This is a genomic window from Rugamonas apoptosis (assembly GCF_014042355.1).
In the GTDB taxonomy this organism is placed as follows: domain Bacteria; phylum Pseudomonadota; class Gammaproteobacteria; order Burkholderiales; family Burkholderiaceae_D; genus Rugamonas; species Rugamonas apoptosis.
Window position 1 is genome coordinate 167,962 of record NZ_JACEZU010000013.1, and the last position, 23,608, is coordinate 191,569.

The 23,608-nt window shown below is 59.2% G+C and carries 17 protein-coding genes and 1 tRNA gene; 9 read left to right on the forward strand and 9 right to left on the reverse strand.

Annotated elements, in window-relative coordinates:
• Positions 1 to 78 precede the first annotated feature (78 nt).
• Genes H3H39_RS23160 through H3H39_RS23170 form a run of 3 tightly spaced genes read right to left on the reverse strand, consistent with a single transcriptional unit; the run spans position 79 to position 3,678 of the window.
• Complete coding sequence (locus tag H3H39_RS23160; protein ID WP_182156748.1) at positions 79 to 561, reverse strand: cache domain-containing protein; 483 nt, start codon at positions 559 to 561, stop codon at positions 79 to 81.
• Between the two features lie 55 nt (positions 562 to 616).
• Positions 617 to 2,278, reverse strand: coding sequence for an AMP-binding protein (locus H3H39_RS23165; protein ID WP_182156749.1), 1,662 nt, complete (start codon positions 2,276 to 2,278; stop codon positions 617 to 619).
• Between the two features lie 29 nt (positions 2,279 to 2,307).
• Positions 2,308 to 3,678 carry an MFS transporter gene (locus H3H39_RS23170; RefSeq protein ID WP_182156750.1) on the reverse strand — a complete coding sequence of 457 codons (1,371 nt, stop codon included), beginning with the start codon at positions 3,676 to 3,678 and terminating at the stop codon, positions 2,308 to 2,310.
• Positions 3,679 to 4,076: 398 nt separating this feature from the next.
• Here H3H39_RS23170 and H3H39_RS23175 point away from each other — a divergent pair, with 398 nt between their 5' ends.
• From H3H39_RS23175 to H3H39_RS23190, 4 genes are all read left to right on the forward strand, one after another.
• The gene (locus H3H39_RS23175) at positions 4,077 to 5,087 is read left to right on the forward strand and encodes an AraC family transcriptional regulator (protein WP_182156751.1); all 1,011 of its coding nucleotides are present in this window, start codon (positions 4,077 to 4,079) and stop codon (positions 5,085 to 5,087) included.
• A 325-nt stretch (positions 5,088 to 5,412) separates the two neighbouring features.
• Complete coding sequence (locus H3H39_RS23180) at positions 5,413 to 6,090, forward strand: Crp/Fnr family transcriptional regulator (protein WP_182156752.1); 678 nt, start codon at positions 5,413 to 5,415, stop codon at positions 6,088 to 6,090.
• 481 nt (positions 6,091 to 6,571) lie between these two features.
• Positions 6,572 to 6,856: a nuclear transport factor 2-like protein gene (locus H3H39_RS23185; protein WP_182156753.1), complete on the forward strand. Its 285-nt coding sequence runs from the start codon at positions 6,572 to 6,574 to the stop codon at positions 6,854 to 6,856.
• Between the two features lie 269 nt (positions 6,857 to 7,125).
• The gene (locus H3H39_RS23190) at positions 7,126 to 8,727 is read left to right on the forward strand and encodes a tannase/feruloyl esterase family alpha/beta hydrolase (RefSeq protein ID WP_182156754.1); all 1,602 of its coding nucleotides are present in this window, start codon (positions 7,126 to 7,128) and stop codon (positions 8,725 to 8,727) included.
• Positions 8,728 to 8,897: 170 nt separating this feature from the next.
• Here the strand turns inward: H3H39_RS23190 and H3H39_RS23195 are convergent, their stop codons facing one another.
• A complete protein-coding gene (locus H3H39_RS23195; RefSeq protein ID WP_182156755.1) occupies positions 8,898 to 9,296 on the reverse strand; it encodes a winged helix-turn-helix transcriptional regulator in 399 nt (132 codons plus the stop codon).
• A gap of 136 nt (positions 9,297 to 9,432) precedes the next feature.
• On the opposite strand from H3H39_RS23195, the gene H3H39_RS27675 reads away from it, so the two are divergent.
• The 4 genes from H3H39_RS27675 (at position 9,433) to H3H39_RS23210 (ending at position 10,642) form a co-directional block, all read left to right on the forward strand.
• Positions 9,433 to 9,582 carry an NmrA family NAD(P)-binding protein gene (locus H3H39_RS27675; protein ID WP_220461643.1) on the forward strand — a complete coding sequence of 50 codons (150 nt, stop codon included), beginning with the start codon at positions 9,433 to 9,435 and terminating at the stop codon, positions 9,580 to 9,582.
• Between the two features lie 113 nt (positions 9,583 to 9,695).
• A complete protein-coding gene (locus tag H3H39_RS23205) occupies positions 9,696 to 10,106 on the forward strand; it encodes a YybH family protein (RefSeq protein ID WP_182156756.1) in 411 nt (136 codons plus the stop codon).
• Between the two features lie 205 nt (positions 10,107 to 10,311).
• Positions 10,312 to 10,446, forward strand: coding sequence for a hypothetical protein (locus H3H39_RS28550; RefSeq protein WP_375540453.1), 135 nt, complete (start codon positions 10,312 to 10,314; stop codon positions 10,444 to 10,446).
• Entirely contained in the window at positions 10,439 to 10,642 is a 204-nt protein-coding gene (locus H3H39_RS23210; RefSeq protein ID WP_182156757.1) for a hypothetical protein, read from the forward strand. The genes H3H39_RS28550 and H3H39_RS23210 overlap by 8 nt, the downstream gene beginning before the upstream one ends.
• 189 nt (positions 10,643 to 10,831) lie before the next feature.
• Here the strand turns inward: H3H39_RS23210 and H3H39_RS23215 are convergent.
• The 3 genes from H3H39_RS23215 to H3H39_RS23225 form a co-directional block, all read right to left on the reverse strand.
• A tRNA-Ser gene (locus H3H39_RS23215) sits at positions 10,832 to 10,919 on the reverse strand.
• 20 nt (positions 10,920 to 10,939) lie between these two features.
• Positions 10,940 to 11,329: a HepT-like ribonuclease domain-containing protein gene (locus tag H3H39_RS23220; RefSeq protein WP_182156758.1), complete on the reverse strand. Its 390-nt coding sequence runs from the start codon at positions 11,327 to 11,329 to the stop codon at positions 10,940 to 10,942.
• The gene (locus tag H3H39_RS23225; protein ID WP_182156759.1) at positions 11,326 to 11,616 is read right to left on the reverse strand and encodes a nucleotidyltransferase family protein; all 291 of its coding nucleotides are present in this window, start codon (positions 11,614 to 11,616) and stop codon (positions 11,326 to 11,328) included. The genes H3H39_RS23220 and H3H39_RS23225 overlap by 4 nt, the downstream gene beginning before the upstream one ends.
• 201 nt (positions 11,617 to 11,817) lie before the next feature.
• Here H3H39_RS23225 and H3H39_RS23230 point away from each other — a divergent pair, with 201 nt between their 5' ends.
• Positions 11,818 to 12,786 (forward strand): integrase core domain-containing protein, encoded by a 969-nt coding sequence (locus H3H39_RS23230; RefSeq protein ID WP_182156760.1) that lies wholly within the window; start codon positions 11,818 to 11,820, stop codon positions 12,784 to 12,786.
• 321 nt (positions 12,787 to 13,107) lie between these two features.
• Here the strand turns inward: H3H39_RS23230 and H3H39_RS23235 are convergent, their stop codons facing one another.
• Both H3H39_RS23235 and H3H39_RS23240 read right to left on the reverse strand, forming a co-directional pair.
• Complete coding sequence (locus H3H39_RS23235) at positions 13,108 to 13,743, reverse strand: hypothetical protein (protein ID WP_182156761.1); 636 nt, start codon at positions 13,741 to 13,743, stop codon at positions 13,108 to 13,110.
• 2 nt (positions 13,744 to 13,745) lie between these two features.
• Positions 13,746 to 23,576 carry an NBR1-Ig-like domain-containing protein gene (locus H3H39_RS23240; protein ID WP_182156762.1) on the reverse strand — a complete coding sequence of 3,277 codons (9,831 nt, stop codon included), beginning with the start codon at positions 23,574 to 23,576 and terminating at the stop codon, positions 13,746 to 13,748.
• Between the last annotated feature and the right edge of the window lie 32 nt (positions 23,577 to 23,608).

Sequence of the window (23,608 nt, forward strand, 5' to 3'; positions counted from 1 at the left end):
ATCGCCAGAGCATGGCGTCGCCGACGTATGCAAGAAAGCAACTTGTCGGTCTACTGTATCGGCGCCGCAGAGACCGCTTTATTTGTAGATTCCGCATGCGACGGTCAGGTCATCCACCTTCTCGACGTAGGTGGACTTGGATTCGATATCGCCGCTGACAGGGTTGGGCCACTTGTATTCCACCCAGCCGCTGCCATTCCTTTGCGCCGCGTCAACAAGCTCCTTAATGAATGCCTTTCCCCCAGCATCGCGCATATCGATCAACGACTTGCCGATTAGCCGGGGATTATTCCCGTGCGCCGCCATCACTCCCTTACTGTCAAGTACAGCGATATACAAGTCGCGGTCGACAAATTGGCCGCCGGGTGCGTTAAATTGGGCGAAGGCGCTTTCCCTGCCCTTGGTCCGGATCAAATTGACGGCTCTCTTGACCATCGCGACCGCCTCATTGGCGCTCCCTTTTTGCGCCGCGAGGACGGACGGCGCCACTCCGGCAAGCAGGCCCGCCACTACCACGGCTGCCAAGCCCGTCTTGATGGCCTTATCAAAGTTCCTGATCATGGTGCCTTCCCGTTTCAATGTGAAATGTCGAAGTCAAAATACGAAGGCTACGCTGTCAAGCATGCGCAAGTTCTTCGCGCCGCCGATTGCGCAGCGCGAACCGCTGCACTTTGCCGCTCGGCGTCTTGGGCAGACCGTCGACGAAATGCACGGTCCGGGGATAGGCGTGCGCGGCGAACTTGGTCTTGACCCATTGCTGGAGCTCGGAGGCCAGCGCCGGCGTGGGACTCACGCCGTCGCGCAGCACGACGAAGGCCTCGATGACTTCGCCGCGCACGGCATCGGGCACGGCGATGACCGCGCACTCCGACACGCCTTCGTGCGTCACGATGATCGATTCCACATCGAAGGGGCCGATGCGGTATCCCGCCATGATGATGACGTCATCGTCGCGGGCCGAGAAATAGCAATAGCCGTCGCTGTCGATGCGCCCGGCGTCCCCCGTCAAGTACCAGCGTCCATCGGCGGAGAATTTTTCCGCGCTTTTCTCCGCGTCATTCAGGTAGCCGCCGAACCAGGCCAATGGGCTAGCAGACAAGTCGATCGCCATCCGTCCGACCACGCCATTCGGGGCCGGCCTATCTGCATCCTGGTCCAGCACCGCCGCTTTCCAGCCCGGCATGGCAACACCCATGGAGCCCGGCACGATATCCTGCTTGAGGATGGGGTGATGGTGGTTGTTGATCAACATGCCGGTCTCCGTCTGGCCGAAATGATCGCCGACCGGCATGCCGAGCGCGCCGATCGCCCATTCGTTGACTTCCGGCGTGAGCGGTTCGCCAGCGCTGGACAGGCAGCGCAGCCGCAATCCGGCCGGCACCGGCATACCTGATACGCGCAGCGAACGGTACACCGTCGGCGCGGCCGCGAAATTGGTGACGCCGCACAAGAGCAACGTGCCGTAGGTGGTTTCGGCGGAAAACGCGGCGCCCAGCAGGACGCTGCGCACACCGGTGGTCAGCGATCCCAGCACGCCGAAATACAGGCCATACGCCCATCCCGGATCGGCCGCGCACCAGTACACGTCATCCGCCCGAAGGCCAATGCCGAACTCGACATACGCGTGGAAGCTGGCCAGCGCTTTCAAGGGGACGATTACTCCCTTGGGCTTGCCAGTGGTACCGGACGTATAGATGTGGATCAGCGGTGCGTCGGCGCCGAGCGCAGCCGCCTCGACCGCAGGATGGTCCCGGGCCATCAAGTCTTCAAAGCGCAGTCCGCCCGCCACCACGGCCCCCGGTTCGGCGCCGGCCACCACCGTGATCCATGGCGCGTTGGCCGGCATGTCTTCATTGCCGTGCAGCTTGGAATGCTGGGCGTGATCGCAGATGACCGCCCGGGCGCCGCTGGCGTCGAGGCGCATCGCAATGGCCGCCGGCGCGAACGCCGTGAACAAGGGCACGTGCACGGCGCCAAGGCGCCAGATCCCGACCAGGGCGACCAGCAGCGCGCGGCTTTTGCCCATTAGCGTGGCCACGCGGTCGCCCTGCCGGATGCCCTGCGCGTGGAGCGCGGCCGCGAATCGCTCCGATTCCGTGCGCAGTTCGGCATAGGTGATCGTTGCAAGCGACAAATCGGCATCGACTATCTGGTACGCCACGGTCGTCGGGTCATGCCGGTCGCACAGCAGGTGGGCAGCGCTGGCGTGGTTTCCACCATACATCGCGATCAGCTGATTGACGCGCGCTTTCGGGTGGGTGTCTTGAGAAATGTACATGGTAGTCTCCAGTGATGAATTCGATGACGTCAACCTGCCACGCGCACCCGCGCGGTGGCTGGTGCCAGCGGTGTCGTGACGTTGCGTGCCTGCATCGCGGCACTGCGCGAATGATTGATCAACATAACGGCGACCGTACCGACGGCACCGGCGATGCCGATGGCGAAGAAATTCTGTTCCAGCGGCAGCTTCAGCGACACTAGCCAGCCAATCAGCACGGGAGCGACAACGCCGCCGATCCGGCCGATACCCGATGCGAATCCCACGCCGGTCGAACGGATCGCTAGCGGATAGAATTCACCGGCGAAGGCATAGGCGAGCAACTGCGTGCCGAGCGTGGAAGCGCCCACAACGAACACGACGATGAACAGCAGCTCCGTCGATTTCGTGTACCCCATCAAGGTCAAGGCCACCGCCCCCAGCGCGTAGAACGACACCAGCACGTACTTGATATTGAACTTGTCGCCGAGATAGCCGCCGCCGATGGCGCCGACCATTGCACCGATATTGAACACCAGCACAAAATTGAGTGCCGATCCCAGGCTGTATCCGGCCATGGCCATCAGTTTCGTCAGCCATGAACTGAGCGCATACACCATAAACAAACCCATGAAGAACGCGGTCCAGATCATGACCGTGCTCAGCCCTCTACCGTGTTGAAACAGGGCGGCTACCGGGCGGTTCCCACTTGTCGCTTCCTCCGGAGGAAGAAAGCGCGCATTGTCGGGAATGGTGAAATCGGGAGCGAACATGCCGACGGTCTTGCGCAGTTCAGCGAACCGCTGGCGCTTGATCAGGAACGGCAGCGATTCGGGCACCGTCAGCAGAATGAACGGGATCAGAAACATCGGCACCAGGGCCGTGTAGAAAATCGATTGCCAGCCATAGGCGGCAATGACTTGCTTGGCCATCAGCGCGACCAGTATGCCGCCGATGGAATAGCCCGCGAACACCAGCGTCACTAGGCGCGTGCGTAACCTGGCAGGCGCGAACTCCGCCATGTGCGCCGTCATGATAGGCAACACGCCACCTATCCCCAGGCCGGCCAGAAACCGCATGGCGCTGAACGAGTACGGATCGCTCGTCAGGCCGGCGGCCGCAGTGCATGCGCTGAATAGACCAACGCAAACCGAGATCAGCAGACGGCGTCCGACCCGGTCGGCCAGGGTGCCGAAGGTGATCGCTCCCAGCATCATGCCGACCAGGGCCGAACTTGCCATGAGTCCGGCACTGTTGGCGTCCACGCCCATGTCCTTCATGATCGATGGCAGGGCGGCACCGACTATCGCCAGGTCGTAACCGTCCAGGACCAGGATCAAGGCCCCCCAAAAGAGCACCGCCGCGTGAAACCGGTTGAACCTTGATGTATCGGCCAGCCGGCGTAGTTCGGAATATTGCATTGTCGTCTCCATTGTTGTGATGTGTTTCTGTGATAAACGCGATGGGTACATTGCCCGTATCGTCGTTTTCAAAACGGATATCAGCGGAGGCGAACGCGGTATGCGGGGTAAGGTCACCTTACGCCGCCGACGGCATAGATATGCCAGGGCCGGGTGTTCTTGGTGGACTATGATCAAGTCCCCTCCCATGGGGCAGTCCCGCCTGGTCAAGGCATGGCTTGCTTGCTGCTGTTTGCGAAGTATAGGGAGGCGGGGTCTTGCCGGCGATGCCCGAAATCGTCATTCATCGTGAGCGATTTGGCCATACGATTGCCAACCGTATGCGCTATGATCGGGGCACTTAAGCGGCACCATGCCGCGTCGTGTGTCCCGTCTTATGTTGTACATGGATGGCCCAAATGCAAAAAGGCAGTGTTTCGATTTACTTCGTCAATTCCGCGCTGGCGCCGGTATTGGCGCGCGGCATAGACGTGGCGCCCTTGCTGGCGGAGGCCGGCATTTCGCCAGCCGTCCTGCTAGCACCGCTGGGTCGTGTGACCCCCAACAGCTTCAGCGCGTTGTGGCTGAGCGTGGCGAGGGTGCTGGACGATGAACTGTTTGGCCAGGATGCGCGGCGCATGAAGGTCGGCAGCTTCGCTATGCTTAGCCATATCCTGACCGACTGCGCGACATTGCACGATGCGTTGTCCCGCATGGCGAAGTTCTTCAATCTGATACTCGACGACTTTCAGTGCGCTCTGGAGATCAAGGGCCCACAGGCGCTATTGACCATCCGGGAAGTGCCCGGCGCGCCGGTGCCACGCGTGTTTGGTCATGAGACCCTGTTGATGCTGCAGCATGGGCTGGCCTGTTGGTTGATCGGACGGCGCATCCCGATCCTGGCGGCCGCCTTTGCCTATCCTGAGCCGTCGCGCAGTGCGGAATATCAGTTCATGTATTCCAGCCAGTTACGCTTTAATGAAGCCGTGACTTCGCTGTGCTTCGATCGCGCCCACCTCGGTCTGCCGGTGATTCAGAATGAGCGTACCGCCAGGGAATTTGTGCGCAATGCGCCGGCCAACATCGTGCTCAAGTATAAGAATGTCAACAGCCTGGCGGCACAGATCCGCAGGCAACTGCGATCGGCGCCCAGCTTCGAATGGCCGGAATTCGAGGCAGTCGCCAAATCGCTCGGCAAAACCCCTTCCACATTGCGCCGCCGCCTGGAACAGGAAGGGCAATCATTTCAGACCATCAAGGATCAATTGCGCAGGGACATGGCGATCGACTACCTATGCCATACCACCAGAAGCGTAGCGGACATAGCGGCCGAACTGGGCTTCGCCGAATCCAGCGCCTTTCATCGCGCTTTCAAAAGGTGGGCTGGGGCATCGCCTGGGGAATACCGATTGCTCGCGCATAAGAGCTGATGCTTCGAAAGGCCGGGCAAATTACTGTCCAAACAAAGCTGAGCTGGTCTGCAATCTGTACCGCCCCCCTGATGCCCTGCTGACGGTCGCCTTTTGCCTGGCCGTTAAGCCGTCGTCCGAAGCCGTCGAAAAAAATAACCTGAGCTGGTCCGGCGTCCACTGTACCACGTGGCGGTCACTCTTCGTGCCGGCGCAGATTTGAAAAAGAATTGACCTGTCTGGGCAATCTGGTTGTCCGCGGCAATTCAACGGATGCGCGCCGGCCCTGCCGTATTTCAGCAGGACTTAGTCAAAAATATGCTGCTTAATCAAAAGGTGCAATCATATGGACATCATTTCTGATTTTTTCAGTCGCCAGTGGTTCTTTTCCAGACTATCCGAAAACGAACGGGACATCTTGTTAAAGTCCTCATTTACCAAGGTAGTTGAAGCGGGAAGTTATATCTGCCAATTTGGAAGTAGAGCCGACATGTGGTACGGAGTGGTTTCCGGATTCGTAAAAGTCTCAGTTACTTCAAAAAGTGGCAAAGTGACTTCATATGTCGCCGTTGCTGCGGACGATTGGATCGGAGAGGGTTCCGTGCTAAAAGGCGGCGTTCGTCCCTATGATATCATTGCATTACGCGATTCAAAAATAGTATGTGTTCCACGCTCAGTTTTTGTCGATTTATATAATACCAATATTGATTTTTGTCACTTTCTAATCGAACGCATGAACCGACGCCTAGCGCATTTCATCGTTTCAATGCAAATTGATCGGCTGATTAACCCCGACGTAAAAGTTGCCCGCATCCTTGGCATGCTGACCCAAGATCTCGCCACGGACGGGCCTCAGAATTTAAGCCTGAATCAAACAGAACTAGCTCTACTTTGCGGTCTTTCACGGCCATTTACAAACCGCGTGGTAACGAAACTCACGAAGTTGGGCCTGATCACCCATGAGTATGGAAAAATTACCATACTGGACCGTGCAGGCCTGGAAGCTTTTGATGAGCCGGATTAATTATTAAGTTCGACGTCTGCCTGTACCGTATTGCCTCCGCGGCCAATCGTCTGCCTGATGGCGCTGGCGCCCCGGCATCGCCACTGGGCGTCCCCTCCCCCATGACACATCGTTGACAAGGTCCTGCACCAAGGCCGGCTCAGCTATCCCCGCAAAGTCTCGACATACGAATGCCGATCCCGATTCACAAGAGCGCCGCCGGACCTTGATGGAGGAATAACACGTTCGCGGTATCCGTTGGGCGGCGCGGCCACCGCGGGCCAAGCCATCCATGTTGGGCCGCAACATCGAAAGTTTTGGAAGACTGTTATTGGGAGCACAAAGTCGTCCATACCTTTCATCTATACTAAATTTCTGAAGGCCTTCAAACATCGCCAAGACTTAATAAGATCAGTCCAGTCATGGATCGCACAAGCGGCCATGACAAGTCCTGGCCGTCACTCTTAAAATCGCTAACTTTTTGAAAGATAACAGATGAGCATTGAAGAAAAAAATCACCATGAATTTTTTTGTGAAATTCACACTGACTGATATTGATAAAGCGCTGGACGTGCTGGGCGGCGATGTCGTCTGGACGCTGGTGGGAGAAGCCCGGCGGTTCCGCTACGCGGGCGCCAAGGATAAGATTGGTTTTACGGAACTGATAAATTACTTTCTCGGTGAGCTATCGGAATTTCTCTGGATTCCAAATATGATGACAGCGGAAGACGATCGCGTGGCGGTAGAGGCGGAGACCTTCGGCCAAATGGATGATGGAAAGAAATAGGATAATTTCTGCCATATTAGTTTCTTGGTATGAGACCGAGAAATTTAGAACGTACGGGAATTTATGGATCCCCTGGAAGTACTTGAATTTACCGGGGAAATTAAATTCCTAAACTGATGCGCGCGGTTTCATGCGCACATTCAGAACGGAAGCACGAAAGACACGACTAGGCTGGCGCCAACAAAATAGGCCGGAGCCCGTATCAATTCGCTTATAAATACAGCCGGCATGTCCTCGGTCCGGCATAAAAATTACATTAGGAGACGACAATGTACACTCTCACTACCCATCCCCACGCGGCTGCCGCGCTCGCCACGTTTACCGCTCTCGTGCTAGCTGGCTGCGGCGGCCGCGACCACTCCGCGACACAATCGTCGGCCCTTGCACAGACGCCTACCGTGACGGCCCAGCAAGCGTGCGAGACGCTCAAAGGGAAAACGATAGGCGGAGCATCGGTCGACGCTGCAACGATGGTTGATGCTACCGCTGCCAGTCCGACGTACTGCAAGGTGAGCGCCACCATTGCACCTGCACTTGTTCTGGAACTGGACATTCCCAACAACTGGAACGGAAAACTCTTGTACTCTGGTGGAGGTGGGTACGACGGGGTTATTTCGGGCTTCGTATTTAGCCCCGGTGTTCTTGCAGGAGGGTATGCGGTCGTACAGAGCAACGGCGGACACATCGGCTCGCCTTTCGATGCCTCGTTCGCTTTGGATCCGAATCTCGCATATTTGTTCGGGCCGGGTTCCGTACCAACGGTGACGGCCACGGCGAAGCAGATACTGCAGGCCACGTTTGGCAAAATCCCGGAACGATCGTATTTCGAAGGCTGTTCGAATGGCGGCCGAGAGGCATTAATGGCCGCACAACGTGAGCCGTCCCTTTTCGACGGGATCATCGCGCGGGCACCGGCATACGACTGGCCGGGATTTATGGGGGCATTCAACCGCAATGCCAAGGCCATCGCCGCCCCGGGCGCTGCCTTCACAAGTGCGAAGGTCGCGCTGCTCGCCAAGGCGGTACGCGACGCATGCGACGCGAAGGATGGCATCGCGGATGGGCTTGTGTCGAATCAGTCGGCCTGCAATTTCGATCCGAGTGTGTTGCGCTGCGCGGCCGGACAGGATACTGGCGACACCTGCCTGTCGGATGCTCAATTGGCAGTCGTCAATACCTGGACCACACCCGTGAGTTTCGGCAACGGCGCATACCAATACCAAGGATGGGCGCTGAGCGGAAATGAGGATGAACAGGTGGGGCCGCTCGGAGGAGCCTGGAACACTTGGCTCACGGGCAGCACCGGGAACGGCAGCGATTCAACGCAGTTCCTGCTCCAGGACACCACCGTCAAATACTATCTGGCGCGGGGCGCCAACGCAAATTCACTTGCCTACGATTGGGACTCGAACCAGCAAGGGTTGTTCACACTGGCGGCACTCAATAGTGCGACAAGTGCCGACCTGCGACCGTTCATGAGCAACGGCGGAAAATTGATCCTCTGGCATGGGACAAACGACATGGCTCTGAGCCACCGGGCAACGACGGCGTATTACGAAGGCGTGAAGACGGCAGTGGGTGGGCAGTCGGCGCTCGACAAATTTGTGCGCTACTACCAGGCACCCGGTGTCAATCATTGCACTGGCGGCCCAGGAGCCGACTCGGTGAACCTGGTCGCTGCGCTGGACAAATGGGTTACGCAAGGAACTGATCCTGGCCAACCGACAGCCTCCAAAATCGGTGTCGACGGCAGTGCCGCTTTCACGCGGCCATTGTGCCAGTATCCCCAATTCCCTCGCTATACGGGACCGGCAAACGACGTAACCGCGGCTAAGCTGGCAAGCAATTACACTTGCACTACGCCCTCGTGAAAGAAAGGGGCGAAGATGCACGCCGTTTGGCGTTGGGCTTGACCTCCAAAGAACGGCGTTGAGCTTCGACGGGTGACGCGTTGGGGAGGTCTTGCTAGGCTGCTGGAGTGCAAATTTTGTAGCAAACGCGACCTGATCTGACGGTTGCCCCGGTCTGTAGACTGCAATTGTCAGATTGAGTTGTTCAATGCGGTAGCTGTATTTGAAACGGCACACGCGTCGTATTTGGCTTGCGAGAGCAGCACCGCATCCATGTGCTGTTCAGCCCAATGCGCGAAGGTGTTGACCGTCTGAACCAAAGATTGACCGAGATCTGTCAGCACGTACTCCACGGTGACGGGGACGGTTGCATAGACACTGCGCGACAACAGACCATCGCGCTCAAGCTTCTTCAAGGTCTGTGACAAGACTTTCTGTGAGATTCCCTTGATGTCCCGGCGCAACTGGTTGAAGCGCACTGGCTCATTCTGGATCCGGGCAAGGATAAGCAGCGCCCACTTGTCAGCCAAGCGATCCAGCACTTGCCGGGCGGGGCATCGATCTTCATAGACGTTGTAGGAGGGGGGCATATTCAGGGCGTAAGCCTCAAGGGTGGTTACCGCAACGAAACTTGATAAGGAAATAGTGCCTTCTTGTGCCTGATTTTATCACTGATTACAATTACATACTAAGTTTCATTTAGTTACCACCAAAGGAGCTCTTCCAATGTCCAAAAAAATTCTCGTTCTCGGCGCCACCGGAAACGTCGGCCGCCCCCTCGTGCAAGCCTTGCTGCGCAAAGGCGAGCAGGTCAAGGCAACCGTGCAGGAAAGGCGGCGCTCTGACCTGATATCCCGCACTATCCAGACCGTGTAGAAATCCAGCCCGGTGAACGCCGCCAGCGACAGCTGGAATAGTGATCAGCCGGGCTTACCGTAGCCTCGCGACAAGTCGCTTGACCTCAACGTAAGACATTTGGAGGAATAATAATGAGCAAAGTATTTAATGAAGAACTGGCCGCGATTAAAGCGAATGCGGTCGCCTACTTGACCGCGTTCAATCGCGCCGACGTTGCCGCCGTGTTAGCAACATACGCTGATGACGGTGTGCTGATGGCGCCCGGGATGCCCGCGGCAGTGGGCAAGGACGAGCTCGCCATGGTTTATCCTGGCGTCTTCGCAACAGTTGGCTTCGATATGACCTATGAAATAAAGGAGGTTGTGCAAATCAGCGCCGACTGGGCCTTCGTCCGGAGCGCCACCGAGGGCACTGAAACCAACAAGGCGACCAGCGTCGTCATGCCAGCGGCCTACCAGGAGCTGTTCCTGCTACGTAAGTCAACTGCCGGAGCGTGGCAGACTGCACGATACTGCACGTCCAAAATTGGTCCTACGGTCTAAGTGGCATCCCGACGGGAACACCTTAACTAAAGGATTGTAAGCGTCCCTCCAACCTTCCGATTACCCACAATTCGCTTGTATACTTTCGGCAGTTCTGTTAACTTTTCCGAATGAGGAATTTGATCACGATCAGATGACAAGCCGGGGGACGCCCTGCGTTTCCTGCACCCGTCATCTGCCGGTTTTGGAAGATGGGCAGACATGGATGGACAAAGAGAATTCTGCCTGCGTTTTTCGCGACGAGCGGCTCAAAAAACGGTTCCGGCTGTTGCTTGAACCGCTCCTGCCCAGATGCCAAGCCAGAATTAGCGCTGACGGTTGCGGAAATAGCGATGCTTAACCGTATGATCAAGGACACCAAGAGATCGCGATCAGCGCTGCCGTTGTCGCGTTATCTGGAGAAGATCGCGCAGCTCGGGGCCTACCTCGCGCGCTCCAGCGACCCAGCTCCCGGCAATACCATCATGTGGCGGGGCATGCGCCGGCTGGCCGATATGCAGCCTGGATTCAATCTAGTTTCAGAAAGATATGGGTAATCGGAAGGTTGAGCAGACGCTTACAGAGCAAACGAACAGTGATCCGAATCATCGCCAAAGATGAATCAGTACCCACCGAAACGCCTCCCCACCACTGAACAATATCAACGCAGAAACGAAAAATCGCCGGCTAAGCGGCGATTTTTCTTGATACGATTTGCCGATTACGGCAGCAAACCCTTGATGTTCTGGAGGCGAGGATCGGAATCGAACCGACCTAGACGGCTTTGCAGGCCGCTTATGCCATTTAAAATCAAGCACTTACAAAATAACCGCCCAAATCACCGCTTGAACCAGTCAACCTGGCTCCGTTCCGCCAGTATTTCCAGCGTCATGGTCAGCATCCTGACGTAGAGCTGGCAGTAACGTTAACAAAGCAGGAAGTGCCATCTGCACGGTATCCCAAACCACCTCGAGATTGATGTCAAAATAGCCATGGGCAATACGGTTACGCATTCCTCGCATGCCACGCCACTGCACTTCTGGATGTGCCTTTGAAAATTCAGCGTAGCCATCCATCACCTTCGTGGCAGCTTCGCCGAGGATGATGACACTCATGATGACAGCTTGTTGGGTGCGCTTATCCTTTAAGAAGACGTCTTTTTCCATCCCCTCCACAAAGCTGCACGCATCGGCCGCGGCCTGCTGCATATGTTCGAGGTAATCGGGAAGCCGGCTCTCATTCATACCGGCAAGGCCTCAGCGAGCACGCTGGCCCGCAACCTCGGTGGCAGATCCGCTGGTGTGAGCAAATCAACAGGGATGCCAAGCAAGGCTTCCAGCTCGTCCTGCAGGCCGCCAAGATCGAACAACGTCACACCTGGCAGAGCATCCACCAGCAAGTCCAGGTCGCTGCCGTCCCTGTCCGTGCCTTGGAGCACCGACCCGAAAATACGGGGATTCTCGGTGCGGAAGCGACTTGCAGCTTCGCGCACGGCAAGCCGGTGCAGTTCTAGTGCAGTGGACGGTCGCATGGGTGTCGTCTCTTCAGAGTGCGTAGCGGTGGGTTTCGTAGCGCCTATTTTAGCGCAAGCTCTACGACGAGTCTGAAGCTATATGCGCCGCGCGGCCTACCATTGACCGCTAAATGCGCCAGCGAGGCGCACAGAATGGTCTGGCAGACGCTGGCAGTCTGTTCGGCGCCAGGAACCAGACGTGGGCGCCGGTGGCGAACGATGCGCCATCGCCAGGCGCCTGCCCGTCTTGCCGGCTCAGGTTGTCCCCATTCGCTATACTGCGCGGCTTTACATACCACGCCGATCGTGACGATATGCCTGATTTTGCTGCTGCTCGCCTTGCGGACGCTACTCCTTCCTCGTCCTCGCCGGCGTGCAGGCCGGCGGATCATCGCTCGCCCGGTCGCCGGGCGGAGCCGCCGCAAGCCGGCATGGGTCAGGCGGGAAATCATTCGACTGAAGGCACTGACTGGCTTCAGTTGCCATAAGCTCGCCCACACGTTCAATCGCATGTATGCCGTTGAACGCGAGGTCACGGTGGGCAAGACATGGGTGGCGCAAGTCGTGTGCGCCCATCGCTATGAGATCGCCGACTTACGGCGGCGTTACAAGCGCAGGGTGCCGCCGCCAGTTCGGAGCAACGCGACCTGGGGTCTCGACTACACAGGAAAGACCGATACGACGAATACGGTTTATCCCGTTATTGGCATCATCGACCATGGCAGCCGGCTGGCGCTGGCGCTACGTCCGTTGCGCCAGCGTACGGCGGTGGCGACATTGAAAGCGTTGTTGCTGACGGTGGAAACCTTCGGCACACCGGGCACCATCCGCACCGATAATGACGCCGTGTTCACTTCCCGGCTATTTCGATTTGGACTACGCTGGCTGGGCATCCGGCACCAGCCGTCCCAGCCAGGTTGTCCGTGGCAGAACGGCCGGGTAGAACGCCTGTTCGGCACGCTGAAGGAGAAACTCGATCAATTCGCCGTGCCCGATTTCCACGCGCTGGAGCGGGCGCTGGCGGAATTCCGCTTCTGGTACAACGCCGTGCGGCCCCATCAGCATCTGAACGGGTGGACGCCAAAGGAAGCCTGGCATGGCCGGGATCCATACGTGCGTGCGCCCAAGTCGGTGCGGCGGTTTCATGCCTGGGATGGCTTGCTGGAGGGGGTGCATTTACGCTGGTAATTGCTGGCCAGCGACGCCGTGCCCATTGCGACGGACTAATGTCCGGGAAAACGCACGTCCCAGTTGGGGAGTCGGTGCAAACTTGGACGAATTCAGACGGAAAATAGCAACTCAGCACAAGAAAAATCCCGCTGGATTGATTGCAAATCAATCCAGCGGGGCATTTTGAAATAAAAATCTAGTCGCCAACGGCTTAAAGATCGCTTGCGGACAAACGGACGGGGCACCTACGACTGAAGCCGAGTTGTGTATAAAGGCATGCCTAATGCGAGCTTTGGCCTATCGCGGCCGATGTCCGGGGCAGTATATTAGGCGTTATCACTACCGACTGCCCCAAGAGCTAATTTCTTTCTGAAGATCTGGGTCTTTCGCCAACTCATCAATTAAAAGTCGCACTACCGGATTTCTGTTTTTACGTTTCTTTAATGCAGATAACAGAAGTACGCGACTTTCGCCGTGTATGCGATCCTTTGCGAGAGCAACTAGTTCAGGCAATGTTTCGTCAGTGACTGTGACCGCAAGTGCACATGCCAAGCCATCCTTTGCTGCCAAGCGGAACTCTTTGGCGTCTCCAAAAACTTTCATACCCATCCCCGTTGGAGCCTTACGGTACTCGCCCAGTAAGATCGGCCATGCCTCTTGCACTGCCTGCTCAGGCACCGCCAAAGACCGTGCAATGCCCTCTTTTATAAGATCAGAGTATGGCAATTGCAGGTGGTGTAACAAAATAGGAATCGCTTCGGGGTAAGGTTCAGAAGTATTTACCAAATCCCAAACAGATTTGAGGTCCCAGCCGATACCTCGTAATTCTTTTAAAATAGGCTCTTCCTCGATCCGCATGCGAGCCAATCGATCCGTGCGCTCTTGCTCCTGAATTTGCTTTCGCTCTGCAAATACAGGGGATGCTTGCAATCTTGCCGCCAACTCAGCGGCCGTCATTGAAGGTTGTCGTTTCATAATTATTTCGGAATAACAGGTATCAAGTTAATTCGTCCGTCCATAATGAGCTGCTGCAACGGACCAGAAAGCTTAGTATCCGGCCGAGTATATAAATCAAAGCGCAGGCCATTAGATTCAGCATATTGCAAGTAATCGCGTAGCTGTGAAGTCGCGCTTAGGCTCTGCACGTTTTTCACTTCACTTAGTGCCTCTTGTGTCAGGCCATCTGGAATTCGCGTACGCCCATTGATGAGAATTGCCTCCTTCTCACCGATGTTATACAAGGCTCGAACAGCCGCTTCGCCCTCTCGCCCCAACTGTCCAGCAGTTTTCCTAGCAACACTTGTAAATGCCTGCTTCGGATTCCCGATCATATTTACGCCGAGACCGATCCAAAATGCTTGCCGTTCGCTAGCTCCCAATCCCCTAGCGCCACGCTCAGCGAGGTTGAGATTAACGAAGTCACCCATCGCCTGATCAGCGTAATTCGTAACCTTATGAGCATTCGACGTTACTATCGGGGTACCAAAAACTGGATCGGTCGTCTGCGTAGTGGTGAACGTATACTTCGTATCATTGTTTGCCGACCAATTCGCCCCGCCCTGCTTGGATTGCTGACCACGACTTGGGTTCCCGACCGTAGACTCGTCAACATCAAAAGTAGAAGTCGTTCCACCGCCAGTAGAAGTGGCGTTAGCGATACTATAGACCGTTACAAAGCCATCTGCCGCTCTTATCTGCGCGGCTAGCACATCCCTCGGTGTCTGCCGCTCAAAGCCTGTCGGATCGGTCAGGTTAGTCGGATTATTGACCACATAACTATAGCGATTGAAGTCTTGCCCGTTAACAGGATCTTTCACTATTGGATCGCCCGACAGGAACCGTGCCGTGGCCGGATCATACACCCGCCCATTCATGTGCACCAGATCGAGCTGGTCGAGCATCTCGTGGCCCGTGTAGCCCTTGTTGTCGAGCACCCCGTCCACGTTGTCGTCGCTGGAGCCGCCATCAGGCGTGCGGCGCTTGCCCCAGGAGTCGTAGGCCAGCATTTCCTTGAGCTCGCCACTAGGCCCCGTGATCGCCACCACGCTGCCCAGACGGTCGGCGTGGGTCCAGTCCAACTCCGTGGCCGCGCCCGTACGGTCGATCTCCACGCCCACGCCGAGCGGCCAGTAGGTCTTCACCGCCAGCATGCCGTCCGCCGCCTGTTCCGCTTCCTGCGCGCCGGCGTACGTCACCGTGCTCTGGCCCCTCGCGTCGCGCCGGACCTGGCGCGTGCGCTGGTGCTCCGGCCCGTAGGTGAAGGCGCTGCTGAACGCGCCCTTGGTGATGGTGTCGGGCATGTCGAAGCTGGTCCAGCTGATGCCCCGGCCACCACCCTGCTTCAGGTTGCCGTTGTCGTCGTACGCGAACGGCTGCCCACCCAGGCTGTGCAGCGCGTGCGGACGCACCGCGCCCTCGCCCTGGGGGCCGTAATCGTAGGCGCCCACGCCGGGCTTGCCGGTTAGGTTGCCCGCGTCGTCGTAGCCATAGATCTGCTCGGCCTGTCCCTTGCTCACCAACTGGCTGCTGTGCAGGCGGTTCAGGTCGTCGTACTTGAAGTTCTCCTCGAAACGAACGCTGTTCCATGCCTGCGTGCGGGTCGACACGTTGCCCAGCGCATCGTACTGGTAGCCTTCCACCAGCCGTGGCAGCAGCGCCGCCGTCTTGAGCAAGCTGTTGCGCAGCCAGCCCGTGTAGGGCGAATAGTCGCGCATCTGCACCAGGCCGTTACCCAGCGTGGCCTGCGTGATGCGCCCCGCCGCGTCTTGCGCGTCGGCCTGCCACAGCACCAGCGCGCCCCGTTCCAGCCGGGCCAGGTAGCCATAGCCGTTGTAGCGCAAGCCGTAACGCTTGAGGCTGGCCGGGTCGGTGCCGCGCTGGTCGCCGCGACTCACCAGACGGCCCCACGCATCGTAAGCCAGCGTACTGACGTAGTCGGCGTCGCTACGTTTCTCGCGCGTGGCCTGCGCGCGGCCCAGCTCGTCGTATTCGTGCAGGCGCTGGTAGCGCTTGTCCTGCGCCGTGCCGGCATACGCTTCGGCCAGGCGGCCCACACCGTGTGCGGCCGTGTCGTAGATCCAGTGGCTGCTCAAGCTCGGTTCCAGCCGCGCCGTCATGCGGCCCAGTGCGTCGTACTCGAAAGTCACCACCTGGCCTACCTTGCGCTGCTCGGGGCTGCTCTGACGCCACGTCTGGCCCAACGGGTCGACGTCGTAACGGATCTGCCCCAGGTCCGGATCGTTCAGTTCGGTCTTGCGGCCCAGCAGGTCGTAGCGCATGCGCACGACGTTGTGGTTCGGATCACTCGCACTGACCAGGTTGCCGAACGGGTCGTAGCTGAAACCGCTCGTATGCTGCAGCGCGTCCAGCACCCGCTCGGTGCGGCCCAGCACATCGCGCAGCTCCGTGCGCTGCTGACGCCGGGCGTTGCTGCGCACCGTCCTCAGGCCATGGTATTCAGTCAGGTCGCTCACCGTGGCGCCGCCCTCGTCCGGGCGCTCGGCTTTGGTCACCCGGCCCAGCGCGTCGTAGCCCAGCCGCTGCGCCAGGTAGGCCGTGTCGGTCGCGTAGTGCGACTGATCGGCCTCCCACAATCGTCCCAACCCATCGTAACGCCGGTCGGCCACGATGGCGCGGCCATCGAAACCGTAGCTCTTCGTGCGCAGCACGTGGCCGGCGCTGTCGCTGTAGCTGATGGTGGGCACCGCCGCGCGCTGGGCGCCGTTGTAGTGCTCGCTCACGCTGGTCGTCACGGTGCCGGCCGGGCCGCCGCAGGCGCAGGCGTTGCGGTACAGGCGCGTCTGGTTCTGGTCGGGGCGCGTCTCGGTCAGCACGCGGCCGTAGCCGTCCACCGTCCAGCGCGTCCACAACTGGTTCACGTCGGCCTGCCCCGTCTGCGCGCCGCTGCCGGCGTCATAGCTGCGCTGCTCCTGCTGGTTCAGCGCGTTATTCAGGCTTGCCGGGTAGCGGCCCTTGGGCTCGTAGTCGGTCCGCTCGGTCCGGCTCATGGTTGTATTCGACGCCGGGTCCATCCAGCTGATCACCCGGCTCTTGACCAGGCCAAAGCCATTGCGTTCGAAGCGGGTGGTGACGGCAAGCTTGGGGTCGTCCGGCTCCACCACTTCCGATAGCAAATAGCCCTTCTCCGGATCGTGGGTATAACTCTTGGTGCGGCTGAGCGCGCCGCCGGCCACGCTTTGGTCGGCCGCCACCACGCTGCGCTGCAACTGGCCGACCAGCCAGCGCGAAGTGTCGGCCGGGTAGTAGCTGTTGACGATCTGGTTCACGAAGGAAGCGCCGGGGTTGACCAGCGAACCGACCGAAGTCGTCTTGCTGTTCAACAGGTTGCCCCAGTCGTCGTACTGGATGTCGGTGCCAGTCGCGCCCGCTGTCGTCACGCTGCCCAGGTCACTGCCGTCGAGATCCTTGCGCACCACGGTGCTGCCCAGTATCGAGGGGAAGTCCGTGCTGACGCCGTTGGCCTGGCTGATGCGCTTGCTGCCCAGGCGGTTCTGCGTGTCCGACAACCCCCCCCCTTCGCCACTGACCACCGTGCTCGACGACAGCATGCCGCTGTATGGCCAATCCAGTCTGTAATGATCGGTGGTGACGATGCCCGTTTGTTCGTCAGTGGATTCAATCTGGGCGTAGCCGTGCGTGCCTCGGCCGGACAGGTCCGCGACCGCGTCAAGGTAACGGTAGCGTACGGTGCGCTCGGAGCTGACGCCATTACCGGCCCGCAGCCGGCTGACGACCTTGCCCGTGCTCCCGACTGCGTGCAGCGGATAGCTGAAACCGGCATGACCGCTCTGGCTAACGACACCGCTTGGCAAACCGTCGACGTACTCGACCGCCGAGGTCGAACCAAGGCCATTGGTCACGCTGACGATACGGTCCAGCGCCTGCTTGTCATAGGCGACATCGATAGGCGCGAACACTTCCCAACGACCATCTTCCTGCCAGGTTCCGCCGACGAATTTACCCGCATGGTAATAGACCAATTGCGGCCGTCCGGTGCCCAACAGATCCATGAAATACTCGTTATCGAGCGTGCCGGGCGCGGCCATGGTCGGCAGCGTCACGCCGCTCCAGTCAACACAGTTCATGTTGGCGTCGTTCGTGCCCTGGCCCTGGGTCGTATCATCCCCCATGATGCTGCACATCCTGGCCCTTCCGTTCCCCGTGGGCGAGAATATCGGCGATTGGATAACCAGGGACTCCACCAGTACCGTGGCTTGCCCATCGCCAACGAAGTTACCCACCGCGTGCGGCCTGACATACTGGCTGCCGCTGTATTTCTTGCGCACCGCGCAGTCCAGTGCCCGGCCCGTCGACAGGCACAGCGTCAGATCTGTCGGATTGATGCCGGCGGCAGTGGTCCAGTGGGGATCGCGACTGGTGTCAAAATAACCGAAGATCAAGCCGCTGTAACCGGAACCATTGAAGTCGGCCGAATTGCCGCCGCTGGATGGTAAATCGAAGGAATACTGGGCCAGACTTTGGCCGTTACCTGGCAACTGGGCAAACGCGGGATAGCGGTAATTCTGGAAGTCCTTGGGGCTACGTGCCGTTCCCGGCTTCGGGAAGCCGGTGACGGTCAGGGTAGGTACCAGATTGTCCCAAATATGGACCGGGTTTCCCTCCTCCTTGTCCGTGTATTTCGGGCTAGTCGCGCGCACATCGTAGGTCTTGCCCATGCCGGCAAAATCGACCATGGTCGTGAAAGCTGCATAGTTATAGGCGAAGCGCCAATTCATGTACTCCTCGCGCGCGCCCATGAGCGTGGGCGGTGGATTCGTATCGGTCACGCACCCGGAGGCGCTGCATAACAATGCCGAGCCTCCTGGCAGAATCGGGCCGTAGTGCGCCGAGCGGCCGTCGCCGTTGACATCGACAACGAACGGGGTTTTCTTAGTCTCGTTGGCGCCTGTGGCCGTCCAGCTTTGGCAAACGAAGGTAATGACGCTGCCGGGCGCACCGAGCGCTCCACTCCTGCCCAGGGGCGAAAGGCACATTTTCGCGGCGCCGCCTGTTTCGACCAGCAAGTCGGGCGCGCCGTCGCCATCGAAATCGCCGACGTCCAGCACGACGAAGTTTTCGCCCGTGTTGAGCTGATAGGTGTAATGACTAAAACCGCTACCCGTGTTGTGATAGTAGTTGTACGTCGAGCGCATCGTACCGGGTGGCAGTCCTGTCTGATTATTCGATTGTGGATCCGTCGGCGGCGCATCGGCGGCAGGCCGCTCGGGCGCAACACGTTTTTCCAATACATCGGTATAGCCGTGATTTTCAAAATCGGCAAACGTGAAATAATCCGCATAATTCCCGACCGAGGAATCATGCTTGGTCAGGAGCGGGGCACCAGCCCAGATGCCCTTGCTCTCGAAACCAGCGTGCTTACTCGGATCGGGTTTGCCCCAAGCAAACGTCGTGGCCGGCAACGGCTCCATCACGTTGCTCTGCGGATTGCGCGCGCTCACCTGCACGGCGTTCAGCAGGCTGCGTCCACTCGTTGGACTCTTTTCGTACGAGAGCGCGTAGTGTCGAACAACGGTCCCGCTCGCTGCCGCATTCGCGTCCAAGTTGTCGCCCACGTAGGTGTAGATGTCGCTCAGGCGGTGACGCAGGTCATTGCGCGCCTCATCGACATAGCGCGTCCACGCATCGTCCCTGCCTGTGAAAGTGAATACCACCGCCGCATGCGCCGGCAAGCCCGCGCCGCCATAGGTGATGGACTTGGGCAGATGCTCGCCAGTGACTTCGTCTTGGGCATAGCTATAGTTAACGAAATTGCCGAACCGGTCGACGACGCGGTCCAGCGCCCAGGACAGCGCGCCATTTTTCGCGGACGGCTGCGCGGCGACCGTGCCGCTGTTGACATGACCGACGATCGCCTTGACATAACTGGACGAGGTGCTGCCGAAGGTCAGCACGCGCCCATCCTTCGCTTCCAGAGTGAAGCTGCGCTTGCCATTGGTCCCGACCTGCGTCGTGATGCGGCTGAAACTATCGATTTCGGTGCGATATTCTGCGGATGGAGACCAGTAGTTATCGTCGTTGACGGGCAAGTTCACCAGAACCAGGCGCTGGCCGTCAAGGCACAGGCGGTCGGCATTATCAAATGCGATGCGATCGTTGACGCCATCCTGCGCCATGGTCTTACCGCAGCGATGGATGCTGGAGAACCCTTCCAGACTCCAACCCAGACCCAGCGGTCCGTTCACCGCATCACCGTTATAGTTCAGCGCCAACTTGGGTTGTATACCCGCCGTTCCTGGAGGAACGACCAGCTCAATGCTGTAGGTGGCGGCACCGGTGGCACTGACGCCTAAACTACCAGGCAAGGTGCCGGCCGTGTTGCCCAAGGGCGGCTGATCTCCTTGCAACACCACGGCGATAGGTGTGTCCGAGGAACCTGTCGAACCCGTACTGACGCTGACCGTGACATTACCAGACTGCGCCAACTGTACGCCGCTGCCGTCGTACGCCCTGGCAAGCACGACGTAGGAACCGGCCTGCACGTTGCGCCAGACGGCGGTCCAACTGTTGCCGTTGGCAACGCCATCGCCTATTAACTGGCCGTTAGCATAGAACTTTACGCTGGCCAGTTTGGCCACGTCGCCGCCCGCGGTGGCCGACAGGTTGACTTGGCCGCCGACCGACACGGTCGTGCCATCGGCCGGACTGCTCAGTGATATGGTTGTGGGAGAGGCCGCGAGGACGGTAACCAGGTTGGGCGGGGAATACAATGTCACATTTCCCTGGCGTACCCTTGCCTGCACCACGTACGGGGCCGCGCGGGCGAGCAATCCGGACTTGCTGGTGGAGTAGGCATTAACGGCACCGTCCGGATTACCATTGGTCCAGGCGTCATCCACGCCAAAAGCCACCTCATCGAACGGTCCAGAGCCGCCCGACACTTGCGCCCGCATGAACAAGGTGGAGCTGCTGATCTGGACGCCATTGGTCGGGGTTGTCATGGCAATGCGCAAACTCCCCGGCATGGTGCAGGTATTGTCGCCGCATGGCAACGTCGCCTTGGTGGTGCCGTTCGGTGCCGTGGCCATCACAAACAGCGTGCGGCCGCTGTACTGTGCCGTGTATGCGCTCAGGTCGACATTGAAGTGGTGCGCGCTGCCGGGCGTGCCGCACTGCGCCTGCACAGCGGCATTGTCGGGTTCAGTTGCCAATCCCGCCGTGCCAGAAATCAGCAACACGCCGCCGGTGCCCGGCGTCGGGCCGTCCAATAGAACCTGGTACGACAGCGCCTGGCTGACACCACTCTGACACCCCCATCCCACCAGTTGCGGCTTGTTGTTAGCATCGATGCGCACACCGCTGACCGCACCCAACAGCGTGCCGTCCGTCACGTTGACGACCACGGGCGCCGAGTCGGTCGCAATACCCTGGTCATCGATAGCGCGCAAGCGGTACCAATAAACGCCGGGCGGGCGCGCCAGCGTGTAATGGAAATCGACGCTGCTACCAGAGCCGGGCTGGGTCGTCAGCGGAACGGGCGAAAAATCGCCAGTGGTGTCGTTATCCTCGAACAGTTGCAGTTGCGTGATAGTGCGGCCGATTTCGGCGCCGTTGCCACTAAACGTCAGTTGGGCCGGCGCCGCAATGCTGGCACGCACGTTCGACGGCGTGACCGAGAGTTTTGCCCCCGGGCCCGCCCCGGTCATGACCTGTATAGTCTGAGGTGGCGTCACCAGATCGCCAAACCAATGCAGCCGCTCGACCACCATTTGCCACTGCAAAGTGTAGGCGCCCGCTTTGAGCGGTGCAGAGACGGGGAATGTGAAGGTGGCCTGCTGGCCGGGCGCGACCGGTCCCGCAAGATTCACGCGGCCCAGGTTGCGGAAGTTACGGTTGTCCTGCGGCCCTTGCGCACCCAGCCGGTATGGGTTGGCGCCGCCGGGCGTCCAGGTCGTGGTGCCATTGTTCAACATCACCACCGTCACCGTGTACGGCTGCCCTGCCCGCATCACGGAAGGCGCGGTCTGCGAAATGAATTTCGCGCCATCGCCCATTGCGCCCGGCACGACCTCGACGCGAACCTCGTTACTGCGCTTGGTCTGGCCGCCAGCGGTCGCCACCAACGCAAGCTTATGCACACCTGCCGACAGCGACCTGGTCTGGCTGTATGTGCCCCCATTCACGCTGTCGATCACACCATCGTTGTCGAGCAAATCGATACGGCTGATAACAACGCCGCCAACCGACGTCGCGCTACCGGCCACCGCCACCTGGGCCGTAGTGCCGGTGGAGACGACCGTAACGTTGGTGGCGGGCGTCGTCAAAGTCACCCCTGGCGGGGGAACATCGATGCTCACCTTGACCGCCGGCGAACTAGTCGCACTACTACCGTTGCTGTCGGTCACGCGCAACTGCAGCGAGTGCTGGCCGGGCGCCAGTTGCACCATGCCGCTGGCGCCATTGAAGGTCGCGGGAATTGGTGTGCCGCCGTCCAACACTTCCTGCGTACGTATGGTCGCGCCGCCGTTACCGGCCACCTGGACTGTGATCGGCAGTGCGTAGGAGTTGCCGGAACTGAGCAAAAACCGCGCATCATTCGCCGGCGAGACGATGGTCACAGTGGGCGGGGGAAGTACGGGGGTGTTGACCGTGATTGACGTGGGTGCGGGGGACTTATCGCCAAACCATGCAATCAATTCCTGCACCATCTGCCATTGATACTTGTAAGTGCCCGCCTGAGCCGGCGCCGTGATGGCGAATTTGAAAGTATATTCCTGTCCGGGGGCGACCGTATTACTGCCGAGTCCAACGCGGGTTATGCGCCAAGCGCCATTCTCATCAACCGAACCGAGCGAATAGGGGTTGCTCCCCTGCGCCGTCCAAGTGGTGGTGCCGGTATTTCTCATCGTGACCGCAACGTTGTAGGATTGCCCGGTCGCCATAGTTGTCGGCGGCGCGGACTGACGCACAAATTGCGCGCCATTGACTGGCACGGGTGCGCTGACGTCGACCGACGTCGGCGCGGTGCTCATATCGCCAAACCATGCTTCGCCATCCTGCACCATTTGCCAACGATAGTTATAGGTTCCCGCCCGCGCCGGCGCCGTGATGGTGAAACTGAAGGTATATTCCTGTCCAGGCGCGACCGTATTACCGCCCAGGCCAACCCGGCCCATGCCCCAAGCGCCATTGTCACCAACCGAACCGAGCGAATACGGTTTGCTCCCCTGCGCCGTCCAGGTGGTACCGCCCGTATTCTTCATGGTCACCGAGACGGTGTAGCTCTGTCCCGCCGTCATATTCGCGGGCGGCGACGACTGGCGTACCAATTGCGCTCCGTTGCCAGGTCCGGTCACAACAACAATATAGTGGGGTGAGTCGCCGCTACCGCCATCCGCGTCGATCGCCCTGATATAGAGTTCATGCCGGCCGATCGACAGATTGGCGGCCATGGTCGGGTTGCGAACTGCATTAACGGGATTTTCGTGATACTGGTCCCATTGAATCGTAAAATCTCGGGAGCTCAACGGCGTGGCAACGCCCTGCTCCATCAGGCTGACCGTCTTCACGGCTTCCCCCTCGCGATTCGCCTTGACTTGTACCGGAAATTCCACAGCCAACGTGCCGCCCGCCGGCGCCATCCCGCCCGCGGGCGGTGTCAGCGATATAAAATCCATGGCCCCATAAATGGTCGCGAGCGCAGGATATGCCGCGCCACCGAGCAAGAAGGTCAAAGCCAGGCGCCACAACAGTGTCATCCAACCGGCGGCGAATATGGTTCGGGGAGAGTCCTTGCGGATATGGTTCGTGGTCATGGGCAGGAAGGTCATATTTTGTGATATTTTCTACTTTTCCAAGCAGA